Origin of the sequence: Brevundimonas sp. CEF1, from assembly GCF_051353055.1 — a bacterium.
GTDB lineage: Bacteria > Pseudomonadota > Alphaproteobacteria > Caulobacterales > Caulobacteraceae > Brevundimonas.
On sequence record NZ_CP195593.1, the window covers coordinates 3,046,280 to 3,071,275 of the forward strand.

Consider the following 24,996-nt stretch of genomic DNA (forward strand, 5'->3'; position numbering starts at 1 on the left):
CCGAGGCTTGATGCAGCTCCAGCCGTATTGGCGGACGATCTTTCGGGCGGTCGGCGACCGCTGCGGCCACGGCGAGCCTCCCACACATAGCGCTTGGCGGCCCCTGCGCGTCACGCCTACAGCTCCATCCCCGCCTGCAGTCGAACCGCTCTACCCACAACCTGAGTCATGCCCTGGGCGCCGGTCCCGAGCGTCGCCTGCGCGCCGACCGAAGGCAGCCCCCTCCTCATCGCCAGCCGCGCGTAGTGCTCCACGCCATGGACATCCCTCACCACCACAAAGGGCGAGGCGCCGAGCTCGTCATGGAAACCCACCCTGACCACCTTCCCGGTCACCCTGCCCTCCCGGAAGATTTCAGCAGTCCTTCCCGTCTCCAGCCGTCGCTGGTTGATCGTCCGGATGACGTCCCTGGATATCTGCAGCCGCCGCAGCCTGCCCTCCAGGTCGCCATCCAGCCTGAAACGTCGCCCGTGACGCTCGGCCAGGTCAAGAGCCTCCAGATGGGCCAGCCGCCCTCGCTTCAAAGCCGCCCAGGCGCTCTTGCCGCCGACAGCGTCCTCGACCATTCCCTCTCCGTCCATCGACGCCATCAGCCGCCGGTCGAGGCCGGTGAATCCGTCCCTCTGGGTCTCGCGCCAGACGCGCCGTTCTGCATCGAGCCGGGACAGGTCGCCGATCCGCTCCTGCGCCGCCTCCTGGGCCCGCGCCCGGAAGCCGTAGGCGACATAGTCGCGGGGAATGACGAGATCGCGTCCATCCCCCCGCCGTCCCGGCATGAGGACATGGGCGTGAGGCTGGTCGGTGTCATAGTGACAGACAGCCATCCAGGGCAGTTCCGGCTCGCCGAGGTCGGCGCAGACCCGGCCCATGACGTCGCGGGTATAATCGCGCAGATCGGCGATCCGGTCGCCATGTTCCGGCGAGACGATGAAACGGAAGTGATGACGGTGCTCGGCCCAGTCCCGGGTCCGCTCGGTACCGTCCACGACATCGACCTGCCGATCGAAAAAGGTCCCTGCCTCCCCTTCACAGCCGGCTCCGTCACGACCGAGATAGAGGACATGGGCGGCGAGCCCCGCCCCGCGCGCCGCCCCCTTGCCCATGTGGCGCGACACCAGGGCCTTGACGATGACTCGCTGACGCACGTCCACGCGGAAGGCGCTGCCGGATCGCCTGGCCGCTGACTTCAGCACGCCTGCCCTGGCGCCATAGCTGAAGCGCATCGACGAGGAGAGCCGCTTCAACATCGACGTCCGGACCGAACCATCCCGTTTCAGGGCGACGGCGAGACGAACGTCAAGCTCATCATCGGGAGGTCCGATCAAGTCGGACATTCGACCCTGCATGGCGCCACGCACGGACATGGCGAGACCTCCTTCTCGATGCGATAACGCGTCCGTCCGCCGCAAGTCGTCACAAGTCACGAAGCCGGTCAGGCGCCATCGCTAGATGGCGGATAGAAAACGATAAAAGCGAAGCGAGCACACCCCTCTTTTATCTTGCCCTCTTAATCGGGGACATTCTGGGGCTCGTTTTCATGACGTTCTCCTGATGGATATTGTATTCCCTTGATGGACCGAGGTGAAGACGCGCCCGCCCCCGGCGAGATCGGGTCCGCGCGGCCTGCGGGGAGATCGGTCCGGACATCGAGTCCTGATGCGCCGTGCACTCTTCCGCGCTCATCGACGGCGGGGTCTCGACCGACTGAGCGGTTCTGGATCCGTCGCGGCGCATGTCGGCATCGGTCTCGCGGGGCAGCATCACAGGCACTCCGGCGTGGTCCGGATTGCTCCGGCCACAGGCAAGATATCGTGCTTCCCGCTTTCCTGGTCTGCATCAGTCCTCATCCGCCGGGGCGGATCTCAATCGCGGTCAGGCGGACCTGGCGGCGGGGTTTCAGTCAGGGCGCCGCATCATGCGTAGACGCCCAGCAGTTTGCATTCCTTGGCGGTCGCCCCGCCGTCGGCGACGCCGGTCTCGACCGCATCAGCGTAGACCGTGCCGTCGCGCCACATGGCGTGCATGATCACGGCGAGCTTGCGGGCCACGGCGACGACCGCCTTCTTATGGCAGCGTTTGGCGATGGTCTCGCCCCAGCTCTTGAGCGCGCTGCGCCCTTTGTAGCGGGTCAGCATCGCCGAGGCCGCCTCGTAGAGGGCGCGTCGGACATCAGGATCGCCCGCCTTACTGATGCGGCCCTGGATGTCGATCGACGTGCCCGACTGCCAGCGCTTGGAGGTCAGGCCGAAGTAGGCGCCGACGTCGCGGGATCGTTTGAACCGCATCGGATCATCGACCGCCGTGCGGAAAGTCAGCGCCGCGATCGGCCCCACCCCGGGGATGGCCATGAAGCGCCGGCACACCTCGTCCTGGGCTACGACCCGCACCGTCAGGGCGTGCAGCTTGAGGTACTGGGTCCACAGGGCCGCGCGCGCGATCAGCATGCAGTCCATCAGCTCGGCGGTCAGCGGATCGTCGGCGCAAGCGTCGCGAACGGCTTGGTCGAACGCGCCCCGGCCGACCTTGGCGAGCTTGACGCCGAAGCTCTTGAGCGAGTGACGGATGCTGTTTTCCAGGTCGAGGAATTTGCGCTTCAGGTTGCGGCGCTGGATCAGCAGCAGCCGCAGCCGGTAGGCCGCCTCGGTTTTCACATGGGCGGTCCGGTACCAGCCGGTGCGCATCAGGTGGGCCAGCCCCAGGGCGTCGGTCGCGTCGGTCTTGTTGCGCTGGGCCGCCAACGCCGCCCGCACATGGCGGGTCTCCAGGCAGGTCGCCGGCACGCCCAGGTCTTTCAGCGCCGGCTGCAGCCACGGCGACAGCGCCCCGGCCTCGTGCCCGGCCCGTCGCAGCGTGGCGCGCCACGGCGCCAGAGCCTGAGCGATGACGTCCGGCTCGGTCGCCACCGTCGTCTCCAGCCGCACCTCGCCTTTCAGATCGACGATGCAGATCGCCGTCTCGGCCACGCCCACGTCCAGGCCCGCATAGTGTTCCGTCATCGTCCCTCTCCGCCGTTGAGCGGGTCGCGGCGGTGCGCCCGCAACGGCGACAACGTCCACGGACGGGATGCGGTGTCTGGGCGAGGCTTCAGGCGAGAGACGAGCCGGCCCGATTACACCGGCAATGAGCCCCTTTCCGCAGATTTCCAGACATCGCCGACAACACCGCCGACACCTGATCAAAGCTTCGCAAAAAGAGACTCGCCTCAAACCTGGGCCACACGCCGCTATCGACCATGCCGTCCGGACAACATGAAAAAAGCCCGCCCGGCCGAAGCCGAGCGGGTTGGATCAAACGCCACAGCGCCCCTTGTTCCGTCAGTGCGGCCGCGACCGAACCGCCAGATGCCGGACGCCCTGCTCCATCGCCTTCTGCCCGAGGTTGAGCGCAGGCCCGAACGGTCGTCCATCCGCCGACCGCCCCTCGTCGAGCGATCTCGCCAGCGTCAGGCAGCAGGTCGGCTCAAGCGCGATCAGGTCGTCGTTGGCCCTGAAGGGTGCCGCCTTGCCGTGGGTGTCGAAGTCGGCCCGGGCCAGGATGAGCGTCACCCCTTTCTGATGGGCCCATCGGATCGCCAGCTTCTCCGCCCCTTTTGCCCCGGTCGTCGCGAGCGCCATGTCCGGCCACTCCGCCAGCGCCCAGTTGAGGGCGTCGAAGATGCGCGCCGCGTCCTCCGCCGCATCCGCCGATGGCGCGCCCCGGAAGGCCACGACCGGTCCTGCGTGATGCGCGTCTCCCGCCCGCCGATCGCGAAGCGCGCGTATGGCCTGTTTGGCTTCCAGTTGGGCGGCCGTCAGGAAGCTCCCCCGGCGACTGCCTCGCCAGGCGGTCCAGACCTCGCCAGTGGAAACCGTCCATGCCTCGGAGGCCGCATCCCGGATACGTTCCGCCGCCTGCGTCGCTGCGTCTCCCGCGCGGGCCTTGGCGGTCGCCTCCTGAAGTTCAACGTCCGCGGCTTCCGAGCCATCGAAGTCGCGGTCGAGCCGCCGCATCACATCGCGCGCCCGGTCGGCGTCCCGTTCGATCCGCCCGGCCGCCGAATGGAAGGCGCCGATCAGGGCTTCGCCAAGCAGGGTCTGAAAGTCCTCCAGAGCCGTGTCCGCGATCACGTCCAGCAGTTCGGTCATGAGCGCTCGCCCGAGCTGGACCAAGGCTTCGTCCAAGGCTTGCGGTCGCTGATCGCCCAGCGCAGCGGCCAGGTCGTCGAAGGCGGTGTCTGACTTCGGCGCGAAGGTCGTGATGAAGTCGGGGTTCGAGCTGTGCATGGTGTTATTCCAGTTCTGAAACGCCGAAGCGCCCCATGCGCAACGACCCCATCCCTGGCCACGTCGGGGCCCCCGGCAGTCACCGCAGCGGGCCTCCTCTTGAGGGCCGCGAAGGGAAACGGCGAAGCCGTTGACGGCCGGGGTGACGTGTCAGGATGGGAAGTCGTTGTGTGGGGGCATGTCCTCGTCCCCCTTCGGACGAGGACGCCTTTCGGCGCCGTCGCGCCGATAGCACTGAGGCCATGCGGCCACCCGGGGTCGCGACGACGGCCGCGCCGTCGTCGCCTTCTCCACATAGGCCTTCACACTGAACCAGCGACCAACCTCAATCAAAGCCGACCATTCTCAGCAGGCTCTCGCTCGTGCAGGATGGCTTCTTATAGCCGATATCGGCATGGGCCGCGCAGAAGGCTCCGCGAGCGACCGACCGCCCGCACAGGCCGAACCCCGCCTCGCCGGAATGACCGTATGGCCAGCGGCATTGGCCGGCGCCGACCAACAGGATGGTGGTCGTCGGGTCGGACGGCGTCGCAATCATCGCCGCCGAAGGCGCAAGCGCCGCCCTGATTTTGGGCGGCCCGGGCTCGCGAGCCGCAGGTCGAAACGCGACGACCTCCTCCCGACGCCGCGTCGCCCGGGGCGGCGCCGCAGGGCGCACGCGCCGGTCCTCCGGACCGCGCGCCAGGCCCAAGCGGTAGACCTTGCCCAGGACGGCGCAGCGGGAGACGCCGGGTCCCAGGACATCGGCGATCCAGGCGGCCGTCCGGCCGTCCTTCCAGAGGGCAGTCAGTTGTTGAGTTCTCTCAGGTGTCCAGATGTCGGCGGTCATGGCGGCGCTCTCGATCAGCAAGCCCAATCGGCTCGCCCGCGCCCGCCCTTCCTTTTCCCCCAACCACAAGGAAGGCCCGGCGTTTGCGCGCCGGGCCGATGGTCCGATGAAGATCGTCGATCCGTTCAAAACCGGATACCGCCGTCCAGGACGGTCGCTCCCGTTTCCGAAAAGTCCGCATCGCTAGTATGCGCCCCTCCGACCCATTCCTTCCTTCCCCCGAACCGGTTCCGCCGGACGCAACCGACGGAACCGGCCCTCCGGTCAGCCCGCCGCGTCCCCCTCAACGGCGTCGACCAGAGCCGCCTCACCGGACGGCGTCACCACGAAGACGCCGACGCCCGAGGCCGAATCACTGTCGGCCTCGCTATCGACCTCCGGGTCTTCGTTCATGGCCTCGCCCTCATCATGCCGCTCGCCTGCGTCGGCAGCGTCCTCGGAGGCCAGGCTCCACGACAGGCAGGCCGGGGCCCTGTTGCGCGCCTTCGCCTGGTCCTCCGTCCAGGCGACGAGGTCGCCCTTCCTCAGGCGGGCGGCGGCATCGGTTTCCGCCCCCATGCGCTCGAGCATGGTCAGCAACTGCTCCCGGGAATGCGGGCGCAGGTAGGCGCCGTCCGGCGTCCACCAACGCGCAATGTCCGCATCGCAGAGGTCGGCGATTTCGGCGGCCTCGGTCCTCGCCGTCTTCCTCACGAGACTGGTCCGATCTTCGCGAAGATCGAGGCTGAGGGCTGTCAGCTCCGCCAGGAGGCCCAGCCGGTCGGCCGAATCCATGGCATGGACCCAGGCGATCATCGTCATGCCCGACGCCTCCCAGGCGCGACGACGCTCATCGAGGCGTTCCCGCACAGCGCCGTCGAGTGCCTCGACGATGCGCCCGCCCGACGGGTTGAAGGCCGAGGCGCTGATCGCCAACGCCGTCTCGGACCGTCCGACCGGCGGCCAGACCGCCACGGTCCCGAACAGGCGCGCGACCAGGGCCGTGAGAGCGACCTCGGGTGCGTCCGCCAGGGCGCGGATCAGGCCCCGCGTCGCCATGTCCGTACGGGTGGCATGCAGGACATGGCTGACGCCCTCGACCTCGGGCGCCGGGGCCGCCGCGCGGGGCGGCGCATAGGCGCATCGAGGGACAAGTCGCCCCTGCTCTTCCGTCGCGTCCTCGACCTCGTCGGCCTCGTCGGCCGCTGATCTGGCCGGTTCAGCCTCCTCGGCCGGTCCGTAGCATTCGACCTCGACGCCGGTCCGCAACGACGGCCTCAGCACCAGGGCGGTGGCGATCCGCTGCCCGGCGCCGGCCTGGTCCTGGGCGAGCCGCGCCTGCACGAAAGCCGCCAGTCGCCCGGCGGCGTCTTCGTCGGGCGACTCCGGCTCCACCGTCGCCACGGCCTCGGCTGCCGTCTGGGCGCGTTCGCGCGCCGCGCGGTAGACGATGGTCGCCGCCTCAGAAAGACCGCCATAGGCGTAGTAGAGCTGCTCCAGATCCTCGGGCAGGTCCGGCCCCTTGTCGCCTGAGTCGGGGTCGCCCGCGCAGAGATGCACGGTCAGGCCCTCCGCCTCCAGAGGCGCCGCCACCTCCGCCGCGCGTTTGAGCCAGGCGCGTGTCAGGACTTCCGGGTCCAGCAGGACCGGCGGCAGCTCCCCGAACAGGTCGGCCTCCGTGCGACCGCCCTCTGTAGAATAGAGCTTGGGCGTCACGAGGCCGCAGCGGGGATCGCGGTTGGTGATGCGACCCTCCCCAAGCTGTTCCTGGATCCGCCACTCCTGCAGGCCTTGGCCGTCCAGAACGGCCTGGGCCAGTTCAACCTGCTGACCCTTGTCCTTCAGCCGGGCAAGGAGCCTGGCCTGACGCAGAGTGATCCGGCCGGTCTTGAGCGCCTCCAGGGCGACGGCGGGGAGCTTCGACAGGGAAGCCAGGCGCCGGATCTCAATCTCGCCATAGCCAAGAGCCCGGGCGATGGCCTTCACGCCGAGACGCGCCGTCAGCATGCGGCCGATAGCGGCGACGACATCGGCGACATGGACGGGCACGGCCGTATTGGTCAGGACGACCGCCGCGGCCTGGCGCGCCCGGTCCGTCTCGACGAAGACCTCGACGGGATGATCGTCGTCGATGAAGCCGCCATCCCGCAGGAGCCGCAGGGCCAGCAGACGTCGGCGACCGTCCAGCACCATGTAGGCGGCGTCTTCGCCCCGCCCCCGGCCGGACGGTCGGAAACTGCAGGAGGCCGGCGGCGGCTATGGTGTCCGCCAGCTGCGGGATGTCGTCGTCCGGCGCCTCGCCATGGCGAAGGTTCTCGGGGGCGATGTCGAGATCGCCCAGACGCACGACGGCCTGGATGCGAGTCTGCGTGGGGGCCGTCGAAGCGGGCGCTTTTGAAACGGAACGGGTCATGGGTCTTCTCCCGCCGGTCGGCGGGGCTTATCCCCGCTATGCCGGCGCCCCGTCCCGCCCTTCCTCCTCTCCTTTCCAGGTCGCCGCGTCGTTCCAGTCGCCGAAGCCAGGCGGCGGCAACCGAACCGAGGCTGCAAGCCCCATGACCCTCAGCCGGTCCATGAGGTTCAGGGCCGCCCTCTCCCCGGCCCGACCGCGATCGCCGGCGATCAGGACACGGCGCACAGGCGCTGGCGGCGACCACCGGGCGAGATTGCCGGCTGACAGCAGGGCCCAGCCCGGCAGACCGAACCGCGCCATGGCCGACAGGGTCGTGACCACCCCCTCGCCCACGACCATCTGGCTATCCAGAGCCGAAAGACGGACCGCCGATCCCGGGGGTACGACGCCCACAGTCTTGCGAGGCAGGCGAAGGCGTCGCGCGACCTTGCCGTCGGGATCGAGATAGGTGATCTCCACCCCGCTCAGCACGCCGTCCGGGCCCCGAACGGCGGCCAGCAGGGCCGGACAGGTCGGTCCGGCGTTCCGATAGACGGCGACTCGCGCGTCAGGATGTCGCCGCAGTTCCGTGACGCCCTTCGGAAGATCGACGCCTCTGCGCAGGAAATAGCGGTGGCAAAGATCGCCGTCATTCAGCCGCAGCCCCTGCCCCCAGATCGCCTGCGCCGTCGCGATTCTCTGCCGCGTAGAGGGACACAGCAGGGGGTCATCCCCCCGGGAAAATGGCTGGGAAGACGGTGGGACGCCGTCACCGGTCAGACGCCCTCGGGCGTCGACGAGACCAAGGCTCTGCAGATGCCTGCGCACTGTGCGCCAGTCCGTCGACCCGAAACCGTGGATCACCAGATGATCGCCGTCGAGCATCAGGGAGATTGAGCGATCAGCGCGACTGTGTCCGGGAGCCGCCACATTGGCGCGTCGCCCCCCGGAATAGAGGTCGCCGCCCAAGGCGGCGACGATGGCGTGAAGGGTCATGACGACCTCAGATCAGACCGAGAGCGCGAAAGCTCTGATTGCCCTCGCGCCCAACGATGACATGGTCATGCACCTGAATATCGAAGACACTGGCGGCGTCGATGATCCGTCGGGTCATATCGATGTCCGCCTGCGAGGGCGTGGGATCTCCGGAAGGATGGTTGTGCGCCAGGATCATCGCCGAGGCGGACATCTCGAGAGCACGCCTCACGACTTCGCGCACGTAAACCGGTGCATGGTCCACTGTCCCATGGGCCAGATGTTCCTCGCGCATCAGAATGTTTCGCTTGTCGAGATACAGGACGCGAAACTGTTCGCGGGGCGCATGCGCCATGGTGGCGCGGAGATAGGTGATGAGCGCCGTCCAGGACGACAGCACAGGTCGCCGACAGGCTTCCGCCCTGGCCATGGCGAGCGCCAGGGACCGGGCCCTCCCGATCTCAGCGGCGGCGCGCACTGTCAGACCGGCGCGCGCCAGGGCTGAAGGATCGGCGGCCGACACCCCGGCCAACCCTCCGAACTCGCGGAGCAGCCCGGCGGCGGCGGCCCGACCGCCCTCCACACACGCTCCACATCGAAGAACGGCGGAGAGAAGGTCGAGCTCGTCCGACACCTCTGGGCGCGCGAGGTGCGATTGGCCTGGAATTGCAGCTGGGTTGGACATGATAATCTTCCTGCCTGCGCTCCCTGTTGGAGCGCCCCGAGCCACCCTTCCTTTTCCTTTGGCGACGTGGGCCCGGCTCGCCCGTCCGGCCTCATCCGCCGCGCCGCCCTGCAGTCCCGACGTGCATTGACGGCGCCTGGCCTGGCCGGAAACGCTTTCGAACAGCGCCTGAAGGGCGTGGAAACGTCGGGATCGATAACGGTTCAAGGGCCGCAGGCCCGGCTGCATCACTGCGCTGCCGTCACGCACGGTCGCGAAACAGCCCCAAGGGGAATGCTGCGAAGTCGGACAGGTCATTCAGGCGTCCCGCTCATGGGACGCGTAGGCGAGCCTGCGGCTTCAGCCAGCTCAAATCTGATGAAAAGCCTGCGCGCGCCAGGCGGCCAAACGACGCCGGTGGGTCTCTGCTGGAAGGCGGCAACTCAGGCCAAGTGTGCCCCATATGTGCCCCAGCGCGATGAACGCCGAAACCACCGCCAAGGCGGTGTATCAAACCTATTGATAATGTAGGAGAAAATGGCGCGCCCGGAACGATTCGAACGTCCGACCCTCAGATTCGTAGTCTGATGCTCTATCCAGCTGAGCTACGGGCGCGCACTGCCTTGCGGGCAGGGCGGCTATCTAGCGGGCGGGGCCGGGGCTGGCAAGCGGCTTTTCTGAAAATGCCGATAGAAAATGCAGGCTTGGACTCTGGGGCCGGGGACACTAGGCATGAACCTCTCCCTGAACCCCGCAGGAGCCGTTTCGTGCGCGCCTATTCCAACCCCACGTCGAACCCTCGGCGCAAGATTTCACTCATTCTGACCAGTGCGGCCGTCGGCGCCGTTTTGCTGGCGGGATGCGCCACGGCGCCGGTCGTCGAGGCGACGGCTGTGGAAATGGTTGCGACGACGGCTGAGGCGCCCGCGCGCGGCCCCTTCGTGTCGGCGGCCAATCCGCTGGCGGTCGAGGCGGGGATGAAGATTCTGGCGCGCGGCGGGTCGGCGGTGGACGCGGCCGTCGCCATCCAGGCGGTCCTGGGCCTGGTCGAGCCGCAGTCCTCGGGTCTGGGCGGCGGCGCCTTCATGATGGTCTACGACGCCGAGAGCGCGGCGCTGACCGTCTATGACGGGCGCGAGATGGCGCCGGCCTCGGCCACGCCGGAGCTGTTTTACGAGAACGGGCGGCCGCTGGCCTTTGTGGATGCGGTGCTGAGCGGCCATTCGACCGGCGCGCCGGGCGCGGTGCCCATGCTGGCCCTGGCGCAGGAACAGCATGGCGCTCTGCCCTGGGCCGAGCTGTTCGGCGACGCCGAGAAGCTGGCGCAGGACGGCTTTGTCGTCAGCCCGCGTCTGGCCGGGATGATCAGCAGCGATGCGCCGCAGGCCAAGACCCGCTGGGCCACGGAGTATTTCACCAAGGCGGACGGCACGCGCTACGTCGCCGGGGACGTGCTGAAGAACCCCGCCTATGCCGAGACGGTGCGGACCCTGGCGCGCGAAGGCGCGGCGGGCCTGCAAACCGGGCGTCTGGCCGAGGCGATCGCCGCCGCCGTGGCCGAGGGGCCGCGTCCGGGCGGGCTGACCGCCGCCGACATCGCCGCCTATCGCCCTCTGGTGCGCGAGGCCGTCTGCGGCCCCTACAAGGTCTATGTGGTCTGCGTGCCGCCGCCGCCGTCCAGCGGGGCCTCGATCCTGCAACTATTGGCCATGGGCGAGCAGACGCCGGATCTGGACAAGGGGGCGGCTAGTCCTGAGGCCTGGGCCGCCTTCGCCCAACTGCAGCGGCTGATGTACGCCGACCGCGACCGCTATTTCGGCGATCCGGCCTTTGTCTCGGTGCCGGTCGCGGGTCTGCTGGACCCGGCCTATGTGGCTGAACGCGCGGCCTTGGCCCCGGCCCTGCGCGGTGCGGCGCCGTTCGGGACCCCGCCGGGCGCGCCGCGCGTCGGCGCCGACGCCACGCGTGAACCGGCCGGCACCTCGCACTTCGTCGTTGTCGACGCCAAGGGCGACGCCGTCAGCATGACCACCACGGTCGAGAGCCTGTTCGGTTCGGGCCGGATGGCGGGCGGTTTCTTCCTCAACAATCAACTGATCGATTTCTCCCTGGTCCCGACGGCGACCGACGGCACGCCGGCGGCCAATGCCGTGGCGGCGGGCAAGCGTCCGCGCTCGTCGATGTCGCCGGTCATCCTCATGGATCGCGAGGGCCGTCTGGTCGGGGCTCTGGGCTCGCCGGGCGGCTCGTCCATCCTGGCCTATAACGCCAAGGCCCTGATCGCGGCCCTGGGGTGGGGCCTGCCGGTTCAGGAGGCGTTCGACCTGCCCAATATCGTGGCCAAGGGCGATGGTTTCGGCGCCGACACCGAGGGCTTCAGCGAGGCCCTGCAGGAAGGCATGGCGGCGCGGGGCATCGTGCTGCGGCCCAATACGTCGGAGAACTCGGGCCTGCATGGCGCCCTGTGGCGCAACGGCCGTTGGGACGGCGGAGCCGACAGCCGCCGCGAGGGCGTGGCCCGATCTCAGTAGGATCTATTCGCGGGGGCGGATCGTCAGTTGGAAGGCCACCAGGCCTTCCGACACGTCGGTGTTGATCCCGCCATAGGCCTTGATGCCATTGGCCTCGATCTCGCGATAGACGACGCCGACCGATCCCTGCAGCGCGCCCCGGCGATAAGCCACGCCGATTGAGGCATCGCCCAGGAAGGCGCCCTCGTCGTGGCTCATCCCGGAACGGGCGAAGTCGCCGTCGCGGGTGCGGGCGAAGTTATAGCCGACGGCGCGCTTGGACCCGGCGGCGTAGACATACCAGCGCGCCCGTTCGCCAAAGGCCTCGTCGCCGTCGGGCGCCAGGCGATCCAGACCCTCGCCGATCTTCAGTGTGGCGCCGGCCTCTGCCGTCGTGCCGTCGCTGCCGAAGCCGACGCCTGCGTGGGGCGTCAGCGAGACTTCCAGGCCCGAGGCCGTGCGGCCCTGAGCCGCGACCCAGCCGCGCGTATAGGTGACGTCGTAGCTTTCGTCGTCATAGGTGCGGGCGTCGAGCGCGCGCGGCGGCACGGGCGCCCCGTCGGCGCGGCGGGGCTCGCCCCTGGCGGTGACGCGCAGGCGGTCGGTGAAGCCGTCGCCGGCGAACCAGGCTTCGCTGCGGGTGGTGACAAAGGCTTCGCGGCTGGCTGGCGATCCTGACAAGGCGAGCGGCGCGCCGAAGGGCGTGTCCGCGGCGGTCATGGCGATGTCGGCGTCCAGTTGGGCGGCCGCGTCCTCGAACTGAACGGCCTCGCCGCCCCTGGCGGCCACGGAGCCGGTGAACGGAGCGATCGCCTGCGCGCTTGCCGTCATGGGCAGGCCCACGACGATCAGAACACCAATGAGGCAAGCCTCTACGCGCACAACGGTCCCTCCCAAAGCCGTTAACAGTCACACTCTGCACTAAAGCGGGGGAACTGCAACGGCCTCTTTCAAGCCACAATCCTGTCCCGCTCAAACGAAACCGCCCGGAGGACGGTTCCTCCGGGCGGCGAGATCATCAGATTGTGATGGTGGGAGCGGTCCTACTGGCAGGCCAGGCACTCATCGTAGTCGGTGGGGGCAGCGGAGAAGAGGTCCGGCTGGTTCGGATCGATCTCGGCCTCGGCCTTGTCCTCTGCGCCGGCGAAGGCGGCGCGTTGCACCGACTTGGAGCGCAGATAATAGAGCGACTTCACGCCGCGTTCCCAGGCGGACCAGTGCAGCATGTGCAGGTCCCACTTGTTGACGTCGCCGGGGATGAAGAGGTTCAGCGACTGGGCCTGGCAGATTTCCGGCGCGCGGTCGGCGGCCAGTTCGACCACCCAGCGCTGGTCCAGTTCGAAGGCGGTCTTGAAGATCCCCTTCTCGTCGTCGGACAGCGTATCCAGGTGCTGGACCGAGCCTTCGTGTTCGAGGATCGAGTTCCACACGGCCTCGGTGTCGATGCCTTTCTCGCCCAGCAGCTTCTGCAGGTAGGGGTTCTTGACCGCGAACGAGCCCGAAAGGGTCTTGTGCGTATAGATGTTGGCCGGGATCGGCTCGATGCCCGCCGAGGTGCCGCCGCAGATGATCGAGATCGATGCGGTCGGGGCGATGGCCAGCTTGTGCGAGAAACGCTCCATCACGCCCTGGTCGGCGGCGTCCAGGCAGGCGCCTTTTTCCTCGGCCAACGTGCGGCTGGCCTTGTCGGCCTCGCGGCGCAGGTGCTTGAACAGGCGCATGTTCCACGACTTGGCCATGGCCGATTCAAAGGCCACGCCCTGACCCTGCAGGAAGGAGTGGAAGCCCATCAGGCCCAGGCCGACCGAGCGCTCGCGCTTGGCTGAATAGACGGCGGCGGCCATGGAGGACGGGGCGCGCTGGATGAAGTCCTCCAGGACATTGTCCAGGAAGCGCATGATGTCTTCGATGAACTTCGGCTCTTCGCGCCATTCCAGGAAGGTCTCGGCGTTGACCGACGACAGGCAGCAGACGGCGGTGCGGTCCACGCCCAGGTGGTCGCGGCCGGTGTGCAGCATGATCTCGGCGCACAGGTTCGATTGCTTGACCTTCAGGCCCAGGTCGCGCTGGTGCGGCGCCATCTGGCGGTTCACCGTGTCCGAGAAGATCAGATAGGGCTCGCCCGTCTGCATGCGGATGTCGAGGATCTTGGTCCACAGGGCGCGGGCGTCGACGGTCTTCATGACCGCGCCGTCCTTGGGCGACTTCAGGTCGAAGGTGGAGCCAGTCTTCACCGCCTCCATGAACTCGTCGGTGATGTTGAGGCCATGGTGCAGGTTCAGGGACTTGCGGTTGAAGTCGCCCGAGGGTTTGCGGATCTCGAGGAACTCCTCGATCTCGGGGTGGTGGATGTCCAGATAGACGGCGGCCGAGCCGCGACGCAGCGACCCTTGCGAGATCGCCAGGGTCATCGAATCCATCACGCGGATGAAGGGGATGATGCCGCTGGTCTGGCCCGCGCCCTTGACCTTCTCGCCGATGGAGCGAACGCCGCCCCAGTAGGTGCCGATGCCGCCGCCGTTCGAGGCCAGGGCGACGTTCTCGTTCCAGACGTTCTGGATGCCGTCCAGGCTATCGCCCACGGCGTTCAGGAAGCAACTGATCGGCAGGCCGCGATCGGCGCCGCCGTTCGACAGGACCGGCGTGGCGGGCATGAACCACAGTTTGGACATGTAGTCGTAGATGCGCTGGGCGTGCTCAGCGTCGTCGGCATAGGCCGTCGAGACGCGGGCGAACATGTCCTGATAGCTCTCGCCCGGCAGCAGGTAGCGGTCTTCCAGGGTCTTCTTGCCGAAGTCGGTCAGCACGGCGTCGCGCGAGCGATCCAGGGTCAGGCCGGAGACCACTTTCAGATGCGGTTTGCCTTCGGGCGGCGGCGAAGAAACCGTCGTGAATTCCGTCGTCTGCAGAGCTTCGCCGCCAGCCATGTTGATCCTTGCCCCGATCAAAATCGTAAGAAGACCGTGCCGGTTTGAAACACTAGATATGGTGTCTCTGTTCCCGTGCTCGGCTAGATGTATGGGCGCATATCGCTAATGCCAGGTAAAGACTTGATCTTGCCGGGGCGATGTGGGGTCCACAGATTCACCGGCCGGGGGCTGTGGAAAAGTCGGAAAAGACAACCGCCAAGCCGACGGATATGCGCGATCACAAACGCGTGATGACGGGGGCGAGGGAACGCAGCTTCAGCTTGACCGTTAGCGGCCCATGGCTCCGCATCCGACCGCCTTCCTGACCCGCGCCCTGCGCGTGGCCCGCACCGAAATCGCCGCCGTCGCCGCCCTGCTGGTCGTGGCCCTGGGCACCCTGACCTTTATCGAAGTGGCCGACGACATGCGCGAGGCCGATGGTCAGGCCTTTGACCAGGCGGTGCTGCACGCCGTGCGGCCCTTCGCCGATGATCCGGGCCGGCCCTGGGGGCCGTGGTGGCTGCATGAGGCGGCGGCCGACCTGACTTCGCTGGGCGGGATTTCGGTCCTGACCCTGTTCGCCTTGATCGCCCTGGGCTTCCTGCTGATCCAGGGCAAGCGGCTGTCGGCCCTGCTGCTGGTCATTGGTCTGGCCGGCGGGGTGGCGCTGAGCGAAGGCTTGAAGGCCCTGTTCGAGCGCGACCGCCCGCCGCTGGAGTTTCAGGCGGTCGAGACCCTGAACGCGAGCTTCCCCTCAGGCCATGCCCTGCTGTCGACCGTCTTCTATCTGACCCTGGGGGTCATGCTGACGCGCGCCGTGCCGACCAAGCGGTTGAAGGCCTATGTCCTGGGTTGCGCCATCCTGATCGCCCTGCTGATCGGTCTGACCCGCATCTATCTGGGGGCTCATTGGGCCTCAGATGTTTTTGCTGGATGGAGCGTCGGCGCGGCCTGGGCCATGCTGTTGTGGTTGATCGCCTATGCCGTGGGGCGTCGCCAACGACTGCATGGCGCACCCTTGCAGGACGCACCTTCGACCAATGTCTAGCGGTCGGAAGACGGCGGGCGCCGGATAACGGAGCGAACAGAGCCCAACGGCCGTTCGAGGAAGCGCCATGACCGATTTCGCTGCCCAGTATGCAGAAGGACTAATGTCGCCGGCCGCCGCCGCCGCCCTGATCCCGTCGGGCGCCAAGGTGGCCATGGCTCTGGGGGTCGGCCAGCCGCCCGCCCTGCTCAAGGCCCTGGCTGACCGGGCTGAGGCGAACGAGGTCGGCGACATCAACATCTACTACCTGCTGTCCACGGCCATCGCCGGCGACACGGTGCTGCGTTTCGACCTGACCGATCGCCTGCGCCCCCACAGCCTGTTCCACGGCGCCATCGAGCGAAAGCTGGAGGCGCGCGGCATAGAGGAAGGGCGCCAGGCCGTCTGGTTCGTGCCGACCGGTTTTCAGCAGACGCCCAAGGTCCTGACGCAGGAAATCGGCGTCGACACCCTGCTGGCCACGGTCTCGCCGATGGACGCCGACGGCTTCTTCAGCTTCGGGACCAATACCGACTATGCCCTGGCGGCGTCCAAGACGGCCCGGCGGGTGATCCTGGAGGTCAATCCGCATATGCCGCGGGTGTTCGGCGACTGCACCGTGCACGTGTCCCAGGTCACGGCCTTGGTCGAGCACGCCGCGCCCCTGCTGGAGGCGGGCAAGGCCCCGCAGCAGCCGCAGGATCTGGTCATCGGCGGCCTCATCGCCGGCCTGATCGAGGACGGCTCGACCTTGCAGATGGGCATAGGCGCCTTGCCGGATGCGGTCTGCGCTGCCCTGCACGATCATGTCGACCTGGGCATCCACACCGAGCTGCTGACGCCGGGTCTGGTCGCGCTGATGCAGGCGGGGGTCGTGACCAACGCCCGAAAGACCCTGCACCCCGGCAAGACCGTCTTCACCTTCGCCATGGGTGACCATGGCACCTATGACTTCCTGCACGAGAACCCGGCATTGGAGGCCCATCCGGTCGATTATGTGAACGACCCGGCGGTGATCGCGCGCAACGACAAGATGGTTTCGGTCAACGCCACCTTGCAGATCGACCTCTTCGGCGCCTGCTGCTCGGAGTATCTGAATGGGCGCCAATATACGGCCTCGGGCGGCCAACTGGACTTCGTGCGCGGCGCTTCGGCCTCCGAGGGCGGAAAGTCGATCATCGCCTGTCATTCGACCGCAGCCAGGGGGATGGCCTCGCGCATCGTCGCCCGTCTGGACGGCCCCGTGACCACGCCGCGCAACGACACCCAGATCGTTGTCACCGAGCATGGCTGGGTCAATCTACGCGGTCTGACGGCCGACCAGCGCGCTCGCGCTCTGATCGGCCTGGCCGCGCCGCAGTTCCGCGAGGGACTTGAGGTGGAGGCTCGGACGCTGGGCCTGATCTAGGTCTTCGACCTTGGTCCTAAGCGATTCCGCGCATTCCGAAGAACAGGATTTTTTTACACTTGGACCCCACGATCTGCTCGGGGATGGGGCGAGGTTCGAGCATGGCAGGACGCTGGCGGTTGTTTCGCCATGATGCAGGGCGAGAGGCGGGGCCGCCGCCTGTCGCCTACGTCCTTCTGTTCGTCGCCTGTCTTCTGCTTGGTCAATGGAGCGCCGAAACCTTCCAGGCCGTGATCGTCTGGCCCGCCAACGGCGTCATGCTGGCGGCCCTGCTGCAGCTTCGGCGACGCAAGGCCATCGCCGTCCTGCTGACCTGTGTGGCGCTGAACCTGGGCAGCAATGTTCTGCGCGGCGACAGCCTGCCCTTCCTCTGGACCAATGTGGTGTTGAACCTGGGCCAGGTCCTGGTCGCTGGCCTTCTGGCGCGTCGTTTCGGCGGCGCGGCCCTGGACATGCGGCGACCGCGCCGTCTGTTCGCCTTCGTCGTGTTCGCGGCGGCGCCGACGGTCTTCCTGACCACCACCATTGCGGTCCTCATGGGGATCGAACTGCGCGGCTACAGCCCGCCCATGGCCGCCTTCGTCTGGCAGCACATGTTCACCATGGAATTGCTGGGCCTGCTGATCGTCACGCCCAGCCTGCTGTTGCTGGCGCGGGCGCATCGCTTCCGCGAGGAACGCTCGGCCGGGCCGTTCGAGACGATTGGCCTCTTCCTGCTTCTGGGGGCGATCTCGATTTGGGTCTTCCGCCAACCCGCCGCCCTGGCGCTTGCCGTGGTGCCGCCGCTGATGCTGATCGCCCTTCGTCTGTCGCCGCCGTGGACGGCGCTGGGCTTGATCATGGTCATGGTGATCAGCGGCGTGAGCACCTTGACGGGGCATGGGCCCATTCTTCTGACGCCCGTCGCCGATGTGCCCGAACTGGCGGCCGTTCCGCCGCGCATGCGCCTGATGGGCTTCTACCATACCTTCCTTCTGGCCCTGGTGGTGATCGCCCTGCCGCTGAGCGCCGTCATGAGCGAGCGCCACCGTCTGATCGCGCGTCTGCAGGTGCGGACCCGAACAGCGGTCGAGGCCCAGGCGCGGGCCGAACGCTCCGACGCCGCCAAATCCCGTTTCCTGGCCTTGATGAGCCATGAGATGCGCACGCCGCTCAACGGCATCGCCGGCTATGCTGACCTGTTGTCTCGCCGGGACGATCTGCCCGCCGACGTTCGGCCGCAGATCGAGGCCATCAGTCGTTCGGGCGAGGCCATGCTGATGCTGGTCGAAGACGTGCTGGAGTTCTCGCGCGGCGGCGAAGACGTCGCCCGCGAGCCCCTGAGCGTAGCGACCTTGCTGGACGAGGCGGCGGCGCCGTCGCGGCTGAACGCGGAAGCCAAGGGCCTGCCTCTGGCCCTGAGCATCGAGGCCAGCGCCCGAGGCGGTTTCAGCGGCGACCGCCGGCGTCTGCGTCAGGCCCTGCACCATTTGATCGCCAACGCCGTCAAGTTCACCGATCAGGGTGAGGTTCGCGTGACGGCGCGGCATGACGGAAACGCCTTGACGATCGAGGTCGCCGACACCGGTTGCGGCATTGATCCCGCCTTCATGCCGCGCCTGTTCGAAGCCTTCGCCCAGAGCGACGACTCGCTGCGCCGCGAACATATCGGCGCGGGTGTCGGTCTGCCCCTGGCCCTGGCCCAGATGCGCCGCATGGGCGGACGGATCGTGGTCGACAGCGCGCCGGGACGCGGCTCGACCTTTACCCTCAGCCTTCCCCTGGCGCCGGTGACGGTGACGCAGGAGGCCGCCCCTGCCGCCGAGGCTGACCGGGCGCTGCGCGTCTTGATTGTCGATGACCACCCGGTCAATCGCGAGATGATGCGGCTGATGCTGGCCGCCGCCCACTGCGAGACGGTGGAAGCTGTGGACGGAGTCGAGGCGGTCGAACAGGCGCAGTCGGGCGACTTCGACCTGATCCTGATGGACCTGCGGATGCCGCGGCTGGACGGGCTGGCGGCGACCGAGCGTATCCGCGCCCTGGACACGCCTGTCGCGGCGGCGCCGATCCTGGCCGTGACCGCCGACGCCATGCCTGAGGACGCCGCCCGTTGCCGCAATGCCGGTATGGACGGCCACCTGGCCAAGCCGATCACCCATGTCCGGCTCTACGCCGCCATTGATCAGGCCATGCAGGCGGCGGCGACCCGCATGGAGCGGGCGGCGGCCTAGGGCTCGTCCTCGAACGGGAAGCGTTCGGTCCAGAAATCTCGCAGCGCGGGCAGGTCGTCGACCCGGCGCACGACCTCGGCCATGCGCGGGGCCTCGGCGGTGAAGCGCGCCCGGCGCGGCGTCCAGCGACTGGCGACGGCGACATAGAGGTCCAGCACGCTCAGCTCTTCGCCCAACAGGAAGCGGCCCGGCGTGATCTGGCTGTCCATCACGCGCCAGCAGTCGGCGATGCGCTCAAGCGTGCGCTGCTTCAGTTCCGCCTGCGCCGCCGCGTCATCGCCGGCCAGCCGCGACGGCTCGTCCCGCACCCAGAACATCGAATAGATGGAGGCGGGGATGAAGCTCATCCAGCGCAGGAACTGCGCCCGGCGCGGATCGTCGAGCATCGGTCCCAGCCGCGCCTGCGGATAGGCGTCAGCCAGCCAGATCAGGATGGCGGCGCTTTCGGTGATCGTCTCGCCGCTGGGAAGAACCAAGGCCGGGATCTGGCGCATTGGGTTGACGATGGCGACCTTGTCGCGCTCGGCCTCGCCCTCCCAGGTCACGGCTTCAATGACGCGATAGTCCAGTCCGATCAGGGTCATGGCGGCCTCAACCGGGACCGATCCCGAGCCAGCGGCGCCGTAAATGGTGAAACTCATCCCCAGGCTTCTCCCCATCTGATTCGTCTCTGACCACCATATCTAGCGGTCGAGTGAAAATGTGATCGCAAGATAGGCGTATTCCGACTTGGCGCCGCGCGCGACCGGACGCATGGTGAAACTCGCTTCTCCCGGATTCGCTTCAGGTCATTTTGATGAACGCCCACGCCTCGATCATCCGCCCCGGAACGGCCGGACTGCTGACCCCCTCCGCCGCCTACAAGCCCTTCCGCTATCCGTGGGCTTTCGACATGTGGAAGAAGCAGCAGCAGGTCCACTGGATGCCCGAAGAGGTGCCGCTGGGCGAGGACGTCAAGGACTGGGCCGCCAACCTGACCGACAGCGAGCGGAACCTGCTGACGCAGATCTTCCGCTTCTTCACCCAGGCCGACATCGAGGTCCAGGATAACTACATGGAGCGCTACGGTCGGGTGTTTAAACCGACCGAAGTGAAGATGATGCTGGCGTCCTTCGCCAATATGGAGACGATCCATATCGCGGCCTACGCCCTGCTGCTCGAAACCATCGGCATGCCCGAGAGCGAGTTCGGCGCCTTCATGGAATATGAGGCCATGCGGGACAAGCATGACTTCATGGGCCAGTTCGGGGTCGAGACCGACGCCGATATCTGCCGCACCCTGGCCATGTTCGGCGGCTTCTCCGAAGGCCTGCAACTGTTCGCCAGCTTCGCCATGCTGATGAACTTCCCGCGCCAGTCCAAGATGAAGGGCATGGGCCAGATCGTGTCGTGGTCGGTGCGCGACGAGAGCCTGCACTGCGAAGGCATCATCAAGCTGTACCACGCCTTCAACAAGGAGACGGGCGCGGTCACCAAGGCCGTGGCCGACGACATCGTCGACTGCTGCAAGACGGTGGTCGAGATGGAAGACAAGTTCATCGACCTGGCCTTCGAAATGGGCCCGGTCCACGGCATGACGCCGGACGACATCAAGCAGTACATCCGCTTCATCGCCGACTGGCGCCTGCGCCAGCTGCAGCTGCCGGAAGTCTACGGCGTGACGGAAAACCCGCTGCCCTGGCTGCAGTCGCTGCTGTCGGGCGTCGAGCACGCCAACTTCTTCGAGGCCCGCGCCACCGAATATTCCAAGGCGGCGACGCAGGGCTCGTGGCACGGCGCCGACGGTGTCTGGGACAGCTTCGACGCCATGATGAAGCGTCGCGAGACCGCCGAGGGCTGATCGGCGTGCCTCCTCCGGTGCGCGCGGCGCTGGTCGGGTTCGGCTACGCCGGGCGGACCTTTCATGCCCCGCTGATCGCTGCTTGCCCGGCCATGAGTCTGGAGGCGGTGGTCAGCCGTCAGGTCGAGGCGGTGGTTAACGCCTGGCCAGACGCGCGCGTCCTGGCCTCGTTCGATGACGTGCTGGCTGATCCCGCTATCGACCTGATCGTCCTGGCTACGCCCAACGACCTGCACGCCGGGCAGGCCGAGGCGGCGTTGCAGGCCGGAAAGGCGGTGGTGGTCGACAAGCCCTTCACCCTGACCGTCGCCGAGGCGCGCCATCTGGCGGCCCTGGCCGAGATGCGCGGCCTGCTGTTGTCCGTCTTCCACAATCGTCGCTGGGACGCTGACTTCCTGACCTTGCAGACCCTGATCGCCGAGGATCGGCTGGGGCCGGTGGTGCGCTTCGAGAGCAGCTTCAACCGCTGGCGGCCCGAGGTGCGCGACCGTTGGCGCGAGGGCGACGGGCCGGGCGCCGGCATCTGGTACGATCTGGGGCCGCATCTGATTGATCAGGCTCTGGTCCTGTTCGGGCGCCCGCTGGGCGTGACCTGCGATCTGGCGATCCTGCGGCCTGGCGGTCGCGCGACGGACTACGTCCACGCCGTAATGCGTTATGCCGACAAGCGGGTCATCCTGCACGCCGACATGACGACGCCAGCGCCAGACGCGCGCTTTGCCGTCCACGGAGCGCGGGCCAGTTGGCTGAAGATCGGGCTGGATGTTCAGGAAGATCAACTGAAGTTGTGCCTGACGCCGGGCGCTTCGGGCTGGGGCGTCGATTCTCGCCCCGGCGTCGTCATCGACGGTGCGACCGGGGCGCAAGATGCTGTGGCGGGACCGCCGGGCGACTATCCCGCCTATTACGCCGACGTCGCCCGCGCCATCCAGGGCGGTGCGCCCAATCCTGTCCCGCCCGGTGAAGCCGTGGCGGTGATGGAGGTGTTGGAGGCGGGCCTGCTTAGCGCCGAGCGCCGGGCCGAGGTCGCTCTCTAGTTCAGTTCGGGTTCTGGCGACCGGCGTCGCAACGTGCGCGGTCGCCGCGCTCGCAGGCGGCGACGGTGGCGCGCCAGTCAGCCATTTGCCGTTCGTAGTCGGCCTGGGCCTGGGCTGCAGTCTTCACGTCCGCCTCGTGGCGCTGGCGTTCGATCTCGGCCGCCTCCAGTTCCACCTGATACTGGGCCTGCGCCTTGGCGTGGATGGCGGCGTTGGCGCGGTCCTCGTTCTCGGCCAGGTCGTTCTGAGCCGTGATTTCGTCGTTCAGCGCCTGCGTGCGGCGTAGTTCGTCGGGGTCCTGGGCCGAATCCGGGGCGCGGTGATAGCGCTCGCCCTGGCTGCGCAGCAGGTCGGCCACCGGGTCGCTAGGGGCCGCCTGGGCCGGCTTGGCGGGCTTCGGGGTCTGGGCCAGGCTCGGCGCCGTCAGGAAGGCGCTCAGGGCGGTGCTAAGGGCGACCGCGAGCAGGACGGTGCGGTGCGGGGCATGGGTCATGGGTCTGTCCTTGGCGAACAAATGAGGCCGGATCGAAGCTTGGCCTTTCCAGCCTAGACCGAAACAACGTCCGGGTGGGGAAATGGCTGCGGCGCTCAGGCCGGCAGGCGCAACTCGAAAGTGGTGCCCTCCGGGCCGGTGCCCAGCAGGCGCAACTCGCCGCCGTGATTGGCCGCCAGCTCGCGCGAGATGGTCAGGCCCAGGCCGGTGCCTTTGGACGCGCGACCGCTGACGAAGGGCTCGAACAGCCGTCCGGCCAGGCGCTCGGGGATGCCCGGACCATCGTCGGTGATGCGCAGCGCCACGACGCCGTCGCGGGCCTCGGCGCGGACAGTGATCCGGCCTTTCTTTTCGCGCGCGGGATCGCTCTCGATGGCCTGACGGGCGTTGCGCATCAGGTTGACCAGGATCCGGTGAAGTTGGTCGCTGTCGGCGTTGACGGTGAAGCGGGCGGGCAGGTCGCGGATCAGGCGCACGCCATCGTCTTCCAGTCCGGCGTCCTCGGCGGCGATGGCGACGACGCGGGCCAGCAGCATCTTCTGCAATTGCGGCGCGGCCTCTTCGGACTTGCCGTATTCCAGCACGTTACGGGCCAGGGCGGCGGCGCGGCCCAGGGCGCGCTCTAGCCGGGGCAAGGCCTTGGCCACCAGGGGGTCGGAGGAACTGGACAGGCGCTCGGACGCCATCTGGGCCGAGGTCAGCATGTTGCGCAGGTCGTGGTTGATCTTGGCCACGGCCTCGCCCAGGGCCACCAGACGGGCGCGCGAGCGCAGGGACTGGCGCACCTCCTCCTGCATCCGCGCCAGTTCGCGCTCGACCCGGCCGATCTCGTCGTGACGGTCGGACGGGGTCTCGCCAGGGCTTTCCGGGTCGGCGGCGAAGCGCTCGATGGCGCGGGTCACTCGGCGCAACGGCGCCAGCACCAGGAAGGACAGGGAGGCGTAGAGCAACGCCCCCGCGACCACGGCGATCAGCAGCGACATGGTCAGGCTGTTCAGCAGGAAGCTTTCCAGTTCGAGCTTGAGCGGCTGGGCCGGAGCCAGGATCTCGATGAAGTCGCCCGAGCGATAGCGCGGCTTGGCCTGGACCCGCAGCGAGCGGTCGGGGTGGCCAAACAGGGTCTTCCACGGGTCCAGCAGGCGCGCGCCGACATTGCGCTGGCGCAGGTCGATCAGTTCGGGCGCGCGCGGCAGGTTGGGGGCTTGCAGCAGCAGGCGGCGCACGCCTTGTTCGCCGACGACGACGGACTGGACGCCGCCGATACTGAGCAACTGTTCCGCAGTGGAATCCTCGACGGCGGAGTAGGGCAGGGCCTCGACCCCGACCGAGGCCAGTTCGGCGCCTTGCAGTCGGTCCATCAGCCAGCGCTCCTGGAAGGAGGCGGCGCTGGGCACGATGATCAGCGCGGCCACGGCCAGGGTGAAGGCCACGGTCAGCAGCAAAAGGCGGCTGGACAGGCCGTCGGGGGCGCGCGGCGTCAAGCGCTCACGCCAGACATCCGGGAGACGAACAGCCGTCAGGTGCGCGGTCAGGCCCGTCGCGTCGCGAGGGCGTGTGGGCGGTCTGGTGTCGATGGCGTTCCGTTCCGTCATGCGGCGTCCATGCCGTGCCGAGCACGCCATTTCTGCACTAATTTGAGCGTCAGGGGCAGCAGCATCGACAGGAAGGCCACGCCGAGCAGCGGCCACATGAATTCGGCGAACAGGCTCTGCAGATTCGGATTGGGATCATCGACCAGGATGTCGTTCAGCCCGGCGCCGATCCAGCAATAGATGATGTGGGCCGGCAGCAGGCCGATGAAGGTGGCGATCATATAGGGCCGCAGGGGGGCCGCCATGACCCCCGCCGCCACATTGATCAGGTGGAAGGGCACAGACACGACAAGGCGCGCTACCAGCACATACCAGAAGGTGTTTTTGTCCACGCCCTCGCAGACCTTCTTCAGCAGGCCCGTATCCTGGGCCGCGCGGCGGCGCAGGGATTCGCCCAGCGCCGTGCGCCCCACATAATAGACGGCCAGGGCGCCGATAGTGGCGGCAAAGGCCGTGGCCACGCCCCCGACCCAGGGGCCGAACAGATAGCCCGCTGTCACAGTGATAAAGACCACGCCCGGCACGACGCTGGCGGTCAGCAGGGCGAAGACCAGCATCAGGGCCAGCAGCGTCAGGATATAGTGCTCGTCCGCCAGGGTCTGAAACGCCGCACCATGCTCGCGCAGGGTGTCCAGCGAAAGGTAGCGGTTCCAGCCCATGCCGAAGATCAGGGCGATTGCCGCCAGCAGGACGGCGAGGGGCAGAAATCGTTTGACCCGGTTCATCCCTGCTCCGTAACCGACGCGGCTCCGCTTCTCTAGCGGTTTCAGGGGCCTTGCGGGTTTCAGATTGATTGTCGGCGTTGACTCGTCCGTCGTCGCCGCTTATACGCCCGCCTCCTGCAGCGGATGACTGTTGTCCGTTGT

At 67.7% G+C, this 24,996-nt stretch carries 19 protein-coding genes and 1 tRNA gene; 6 read left to right on the forward strand and 14 right to left on the reverse strand.

The window, feature by feature from the left end; genetic code table 11:
- Positions 1 to 116: 116 nt before the first annotated feature.
- From ACR9FL_RS15335 to ACR9FL_RS15370, 8 genes are all read right to left on the reverse strand, one after another.
- On the reverse strand, positions 117 to 1,364 hold the full coding sequence (locus ACR9FL_RS15335) for a DUF3363 domain-containing protein (protein ID WP_436356234.1): 1,248 nt from the start codon (positions 1,362 to 1,364) through the stop codon (positions 117 to 119).
- A 549-nt stretch (positions 1,365 to 1,913) separates the two neighbouring features.
- Positions 1,914 to 2,996: an IS110 family transposase gene (locus tag ACR9FL_RS15340; protein ID WP_436356235.1), complete on the reverse strand. Its 1,083-nt coding sequence runs from the start codon at positions 2,994 to 2,996 to the stop codon at positions 1,914 to 1,916.
- Between the two features lie 318 nt (positions 2,997 to 3,314).
- Positions 3,315 to 4,262: a DUF2493 domain-containing protein gene (locus ACR9FL_RS15345; protein WP_436356236.1), complete on the reverse strand. Its 948-nt coding sequence runs from the start codon at positions 4,260 to 4,262 to the stop codon at positions 3,315 to 3,317.
- Positions 4,263 to 4,587: 325 nt separating this feature from the next.
- Positions 4,588 to 5,091 carry a GcrA family cell cycle regulator gene (locus ACR9FL_RS15350; RefSeq protein WP_436356237.1) on the reverse strand — a complete coding sequence of 168 codons (504 nt, stop codon included), beginning with the start codon at positions 5,089 to 5,091 and terminating at the stop codon, positions 4,588 to 4,590.
- A gap of 264 nt (positions 5,092 to 5,355) precedes the next feature.
- Positions 5,356 to 7,263 carry a ParB/RepB/Spo0J family partition protein gene (locus ACR9FL_RS15355; protein WP_436356238.1) on the reverse strand — a complete coding sequence of 636 codons (1,908 nt, stop codon included), beginning with the start codon at positions 7,261 to 7,263 and terminating at the stop codon, positions 5,356 to 5,358.
- Positions 7,264 to 7,519: 256 nt separating this feature from the next.
- Complete coding sequence (locus tag ACR9FL_RS15360) at positions 7,520 to 8,458, reverse strand: toprim domain-containing protein (RefSeq protein ID WP_436356239.1); 939 nt, start codon at positions 8,456 to 8,458, stop codon at positions 7,520 to 7,522.
- Positions 8,459 to 8,465: 7 nt separating this feature from the next.
- Complete coding sequence (locus ACR9FL_RS15365) at positions 8,466 to 9,122, reverse strand: JAB domain-containing protein (RefSeq protein ID WP_436356240.1); 657 nt, start codon at positions 9,120 to 9,122, stop codon at positions 8,466 to 8,468.
- A 517-nt stretch (positions 9,123 to 9,639) separates the two neighbouring features.
- Positions 9,640 to 9,716: transfer RNA gene (locus tag ACR9FL_RS15370), tRNA-Arg, on the reverse strand.
- A 152-nt stretch (positions 9,717 to 9,868) separates the two neighbouring features.
- On the opposite strand from ACR9FL_RS15370, the gene ACR9FL_RS15375 reads away from it, so the two are divergent.
- The gene (locus ACR9FL_RS15375) at positions 9,869 to 11,632 is read left to right on the forward strand and encodes a gamma-glutamyltransferase family protein (RefSeq protein ID WP_436356241.1); all 1,764 of its coding nucleotides are present in this window, start codon (positions 9,869 to 9,871) and stop codon (positions 11,630 to 11,632) included.
- 3 nt (positions 11,633 to 11,635) lie between these two features.
- Here the strand turns inward: ACR9FL_RS15375 and ACR9FL_RS15380 are convergent, their stop codons facing one another.
- Positions 11,636 to 12,442: a lipid A-modifier LpxR family protein gene (locus ACR9FL_RS15380; protein ID WP_436356242.1), complete on the reverse strand. Its 807-nt coding sequence runs from the start codon at positions 12,440 to 12,442 to the stop codon at positions 11,636 to 11,638.
- Between the two features lie 212 nt (positions 12,443 to 12,654).
- Entirely contained in the window at positions 12,655 to 14,538 is a 1,884-nt protein-coding gene (locus ACR9FL_RS15385; protein WP_436356243.1) for a ribonucleoside-diphosphate reductase subunit alpha, read from the reverse strand.
- Between the two features lie 280 nt (positions 14,539 to 14,818).
- Between ACR9FL_RS15385 and ACR9FL_RS15390 the strand changes: the two genes are divergently transcribed.
- From ACR9FL_RS15390 to ACR9FL_RS15400, 3 genes are all read left to right on the forward strand, one after another.
- The gene (locus ACR9FL_RS15390) at positions 14,819 to 15,568 is read left to right on the forward strand and encodes a phosphatase PAP2 family protein (RefSeq protein ID WP_105563750.1); all 750 of its coding nucleotides are present in this window, start codon (positions 14,819 to 14,821) and stop codon (positions 15,566 to 15,568) included.
- Between the two features lie 67 nt (positions 15,569 to 15,635).
- A complete protein-coding gene (locus ACR9FL_RS15395) occupies positions 15,636 to 16,955 on the forward strand; it encodes an acetyl-CoA hydrolase/transferase family protein (RefSeq protein WP_436356244.1) in 1,320 nt (439 codons plus the stop codon).
- Positions 16,956 to 17,074: 119 nt separating this feature from the next.
- Positions 17,075 to 19,168, forward strand: a complete 2,094-nt coding sequence (locus ACR9FL_RS15400) for a response regulator (RefSeq protein ID WP_436356245.1) — start codon at positions 17,075 to 17,077, stop codon at positions 19,166 to 19,168.
- Here ACR9FL_RS15400 and ACR9FL_RS15405 read toward each other — a convergent pair.
- The gene (locus tag ACR9FL_RS15405) at positions 19,165 to 19,809 is read right to left on the reverse strand and encodes a glutathione S-transferase family protein (protein ID WP_436356246.1); all 645 of its coding nucleotides are present in this window, start codon (positions 19,807 to 19,809) and stop codon (positions 19,165 to 19,167) included. The genes ACR9FL_RS15400 and ACR9FL_RS15405 overlap by 4 nt on opposite strands.
- 155 nt (positions 19,810 to 19,964) lie before the next feature.
- Here ACR9FL_RS15405 and ACR9FL_RS15410 point away from each other — a divergent pair, with 155 nt between their 5' ends.
- Positions 19,965 to 21,008, forward strand: coding sequence for a ribonucleotide-diphosphate reductase subunit beta (locus ACR9FL_RS15410; protein ID WP_436356247.1), 1,044 nt, complete (start codon positions 19,965 to 19,967; stop codon positions 21,006 to 21,008).
- Positions 21,009 to 21,013: 5 nt separating this feature from the next.
- Positions 21,014 to 22,045, forward strand: a complete 1,032-nt coding sequence (locus ACR9FL_RS15415; RefSeq protein ID WP_436356248.1) for an oxidoreductase — start codon at positions 21,014 to 21,016, stop codon at positions 22,043 to 22,045.
- 1 nt (position 22,046) lies between these two features.
- Here ACR9FL_RS15415 and ACR9FL_RS15420 read toward each other — a convergent pair whose 3' ends face one another.
- The 3 genes from ACR9FL_RS15420 to ACR9FL_RS15430 form a co-directional block, all read right to left on the reverse strand.
- Complete coding sequence (locus tag ACR9FL_RS15420; RefSeq protein WP_436356249.1) at positions 22,047 to 22,538, reverse strand: cell wall hydrolase; 492 nt, start codon at positions 22,536 to 22,538, stop codon at positions 22,047 to 22,049.
- A 95-nt stretch (positions 22,539 to 22,633) separates the two neighbouring features.
- Entirely contained in the window at positions 22,634 to 24,130 is a 1,497-nt protein-coding gene (locus ACR9FL_RS15425) for a sensor histidine kinase (RefSeq protein ID WP_436356250.1), read from the reverse strand.
- Complete coding sequence (locus tag ACR9FL_RS15430; protein WP_105563762.1) at positions 24,127 to 24,855, reverse strand: TVP38/TMEM64 family protein; 729 nt, start codon at positions 24,853 to 24,855, stop codon at positions 24,127 to 24,129. The genes ACR9FL_RS15425 and ACR9FL_RS15430 overlap by 4 nt, the downstream gene beginning before the upstream one ends.
- Between the last annotated feature and the right edge of the window lie 141 nt (positions 24,856 to 24,996).

What these genes read in the sequence shown, in the direction of transcription:
- ACR9FL_RS15420 (WP_436356249.1), bottom strand. Translation starts at nt 22,538, where the DNA reads ATGACCCATGCCCCGCACCGCACCGTCCTGCTCGCGGTCGCCCTTAGC.
- ACR9FL_RS15425 (WP_436356250.1), bottom strand. Translation starts at nt 24,130, where the DNA reads ATGACGGAACGGAACGCCATCGACACCAGACCGCCCACACGCCCTCGC.
- ACR9FL_RS15385 (WP_436356243.1), bottom strand. Translation starts at nt 14,538, where the DNA reads ATGGCTGGCGGCGAAGCTCTGCAGACGACGGAATTCACGACGGTTTCT.
- ACR9FL_RS15335 (WP_436356234.1), bottom strand. Translation starts at nt 1,364, where the DNA reads ATGTCCGTGCGTGGCGCCATGCAGGGTCGAATGTCCGACTTGATCGGA.
- ACR9FL_RS15410 (WP_436356247.1), top strand. Translation starts at nt 19,965, where the DNA reads ATGAACGCCCACGCCTCGATCATCCGCCCCGGAACGGCCGGACTGCTG.
- ACR9FL_RS15355 (WP_436356238.1), bottom strand. Translation starts at nt 7,263, where the DNA reads ATGGTGCTGGACGGTCGCCGACGTCTGCTGGCCCTGCGGCTCCTGCGG.
- ACR9FL_RS15380 (WP_436356242.1), bottom strand. Translation starts at nt 12,442, where the DNA reads ATGACGGCAAGCGCGCAGGCGATCGCTCCGTTCACCGGCTCCGTGGCC.
- ACR9FL_RS15395 (WP_436356244.1), top strand. Translation starts at nt 15,636, where the DNA reads ATGACCGATTTCGCTGCCCAGTATGCAGAAGGACTAATGTCGCCGGCC.
- ACR9FL_RS15360 (WP_436356239.1), bottom strand. Translation starts at nt 8,458, where the DNA reads ATGACCCTTCACGCCATCGTCGCCGCCTTGGGCGGCGACCTCTATTCC.
- ACR9FL_RS15340 (WP_436356235.1), bottom strand. Translation starts at nt 2,996, where the DNA reads ATGACGGAACACTATGCGGGCCTGGACGTGGGCGTGGCCGAGACGGCG.
- ACR9FL_RS15345 (WP_436356236.1), bottom strand. Translation starts at nt 4,262, where the DNA reads ATGCACAGCTCGAACCCCGACTTCATCACGACCTTCGCGCCGAAGTCA.
- ACR9FL_RS15350 (WP_436356237.1), bottom strand. Translation starts at nt 5,091, where the DNA reads ATGACCGCCGACATCTGGACACCTGAGAGAACTCAACAACTGACTGCC.
- ACR9FL_RS15365 (WP_436356240.1), bottom strand. Translation starts at nt 9,122, where the DNA reads ATGTCCAACCCAGCTGCAATTCCAGGCCAATCGCACCTCGCGCGCCCA.
- ACR9FL_RS15390 (WP_105563750.1), top strand. Translation starts at nt 14,819, where the DNA reads ATGGCTCCGCATCCGACCGCCTTCCTGACCCGCGCCCTGCGCGTGGCC.
- ACR9FL_RS15405 (WP_436356246.1), bottom strand. Translation starts at nt 19,809, where the DNA reads ATGAGTTTCACCATTTACGGCGCCGCTGGCTCGGGATCGGTCCCGGTT.
- ACR9FL_RS15430 (WP_105563762.1), bottom strand. Translation starts at nt 24,855, where the DNA reads ATGAACCGGGTCAAACGATTTCTGCCCCTCGCCGTCCTGCTGGCGGCA.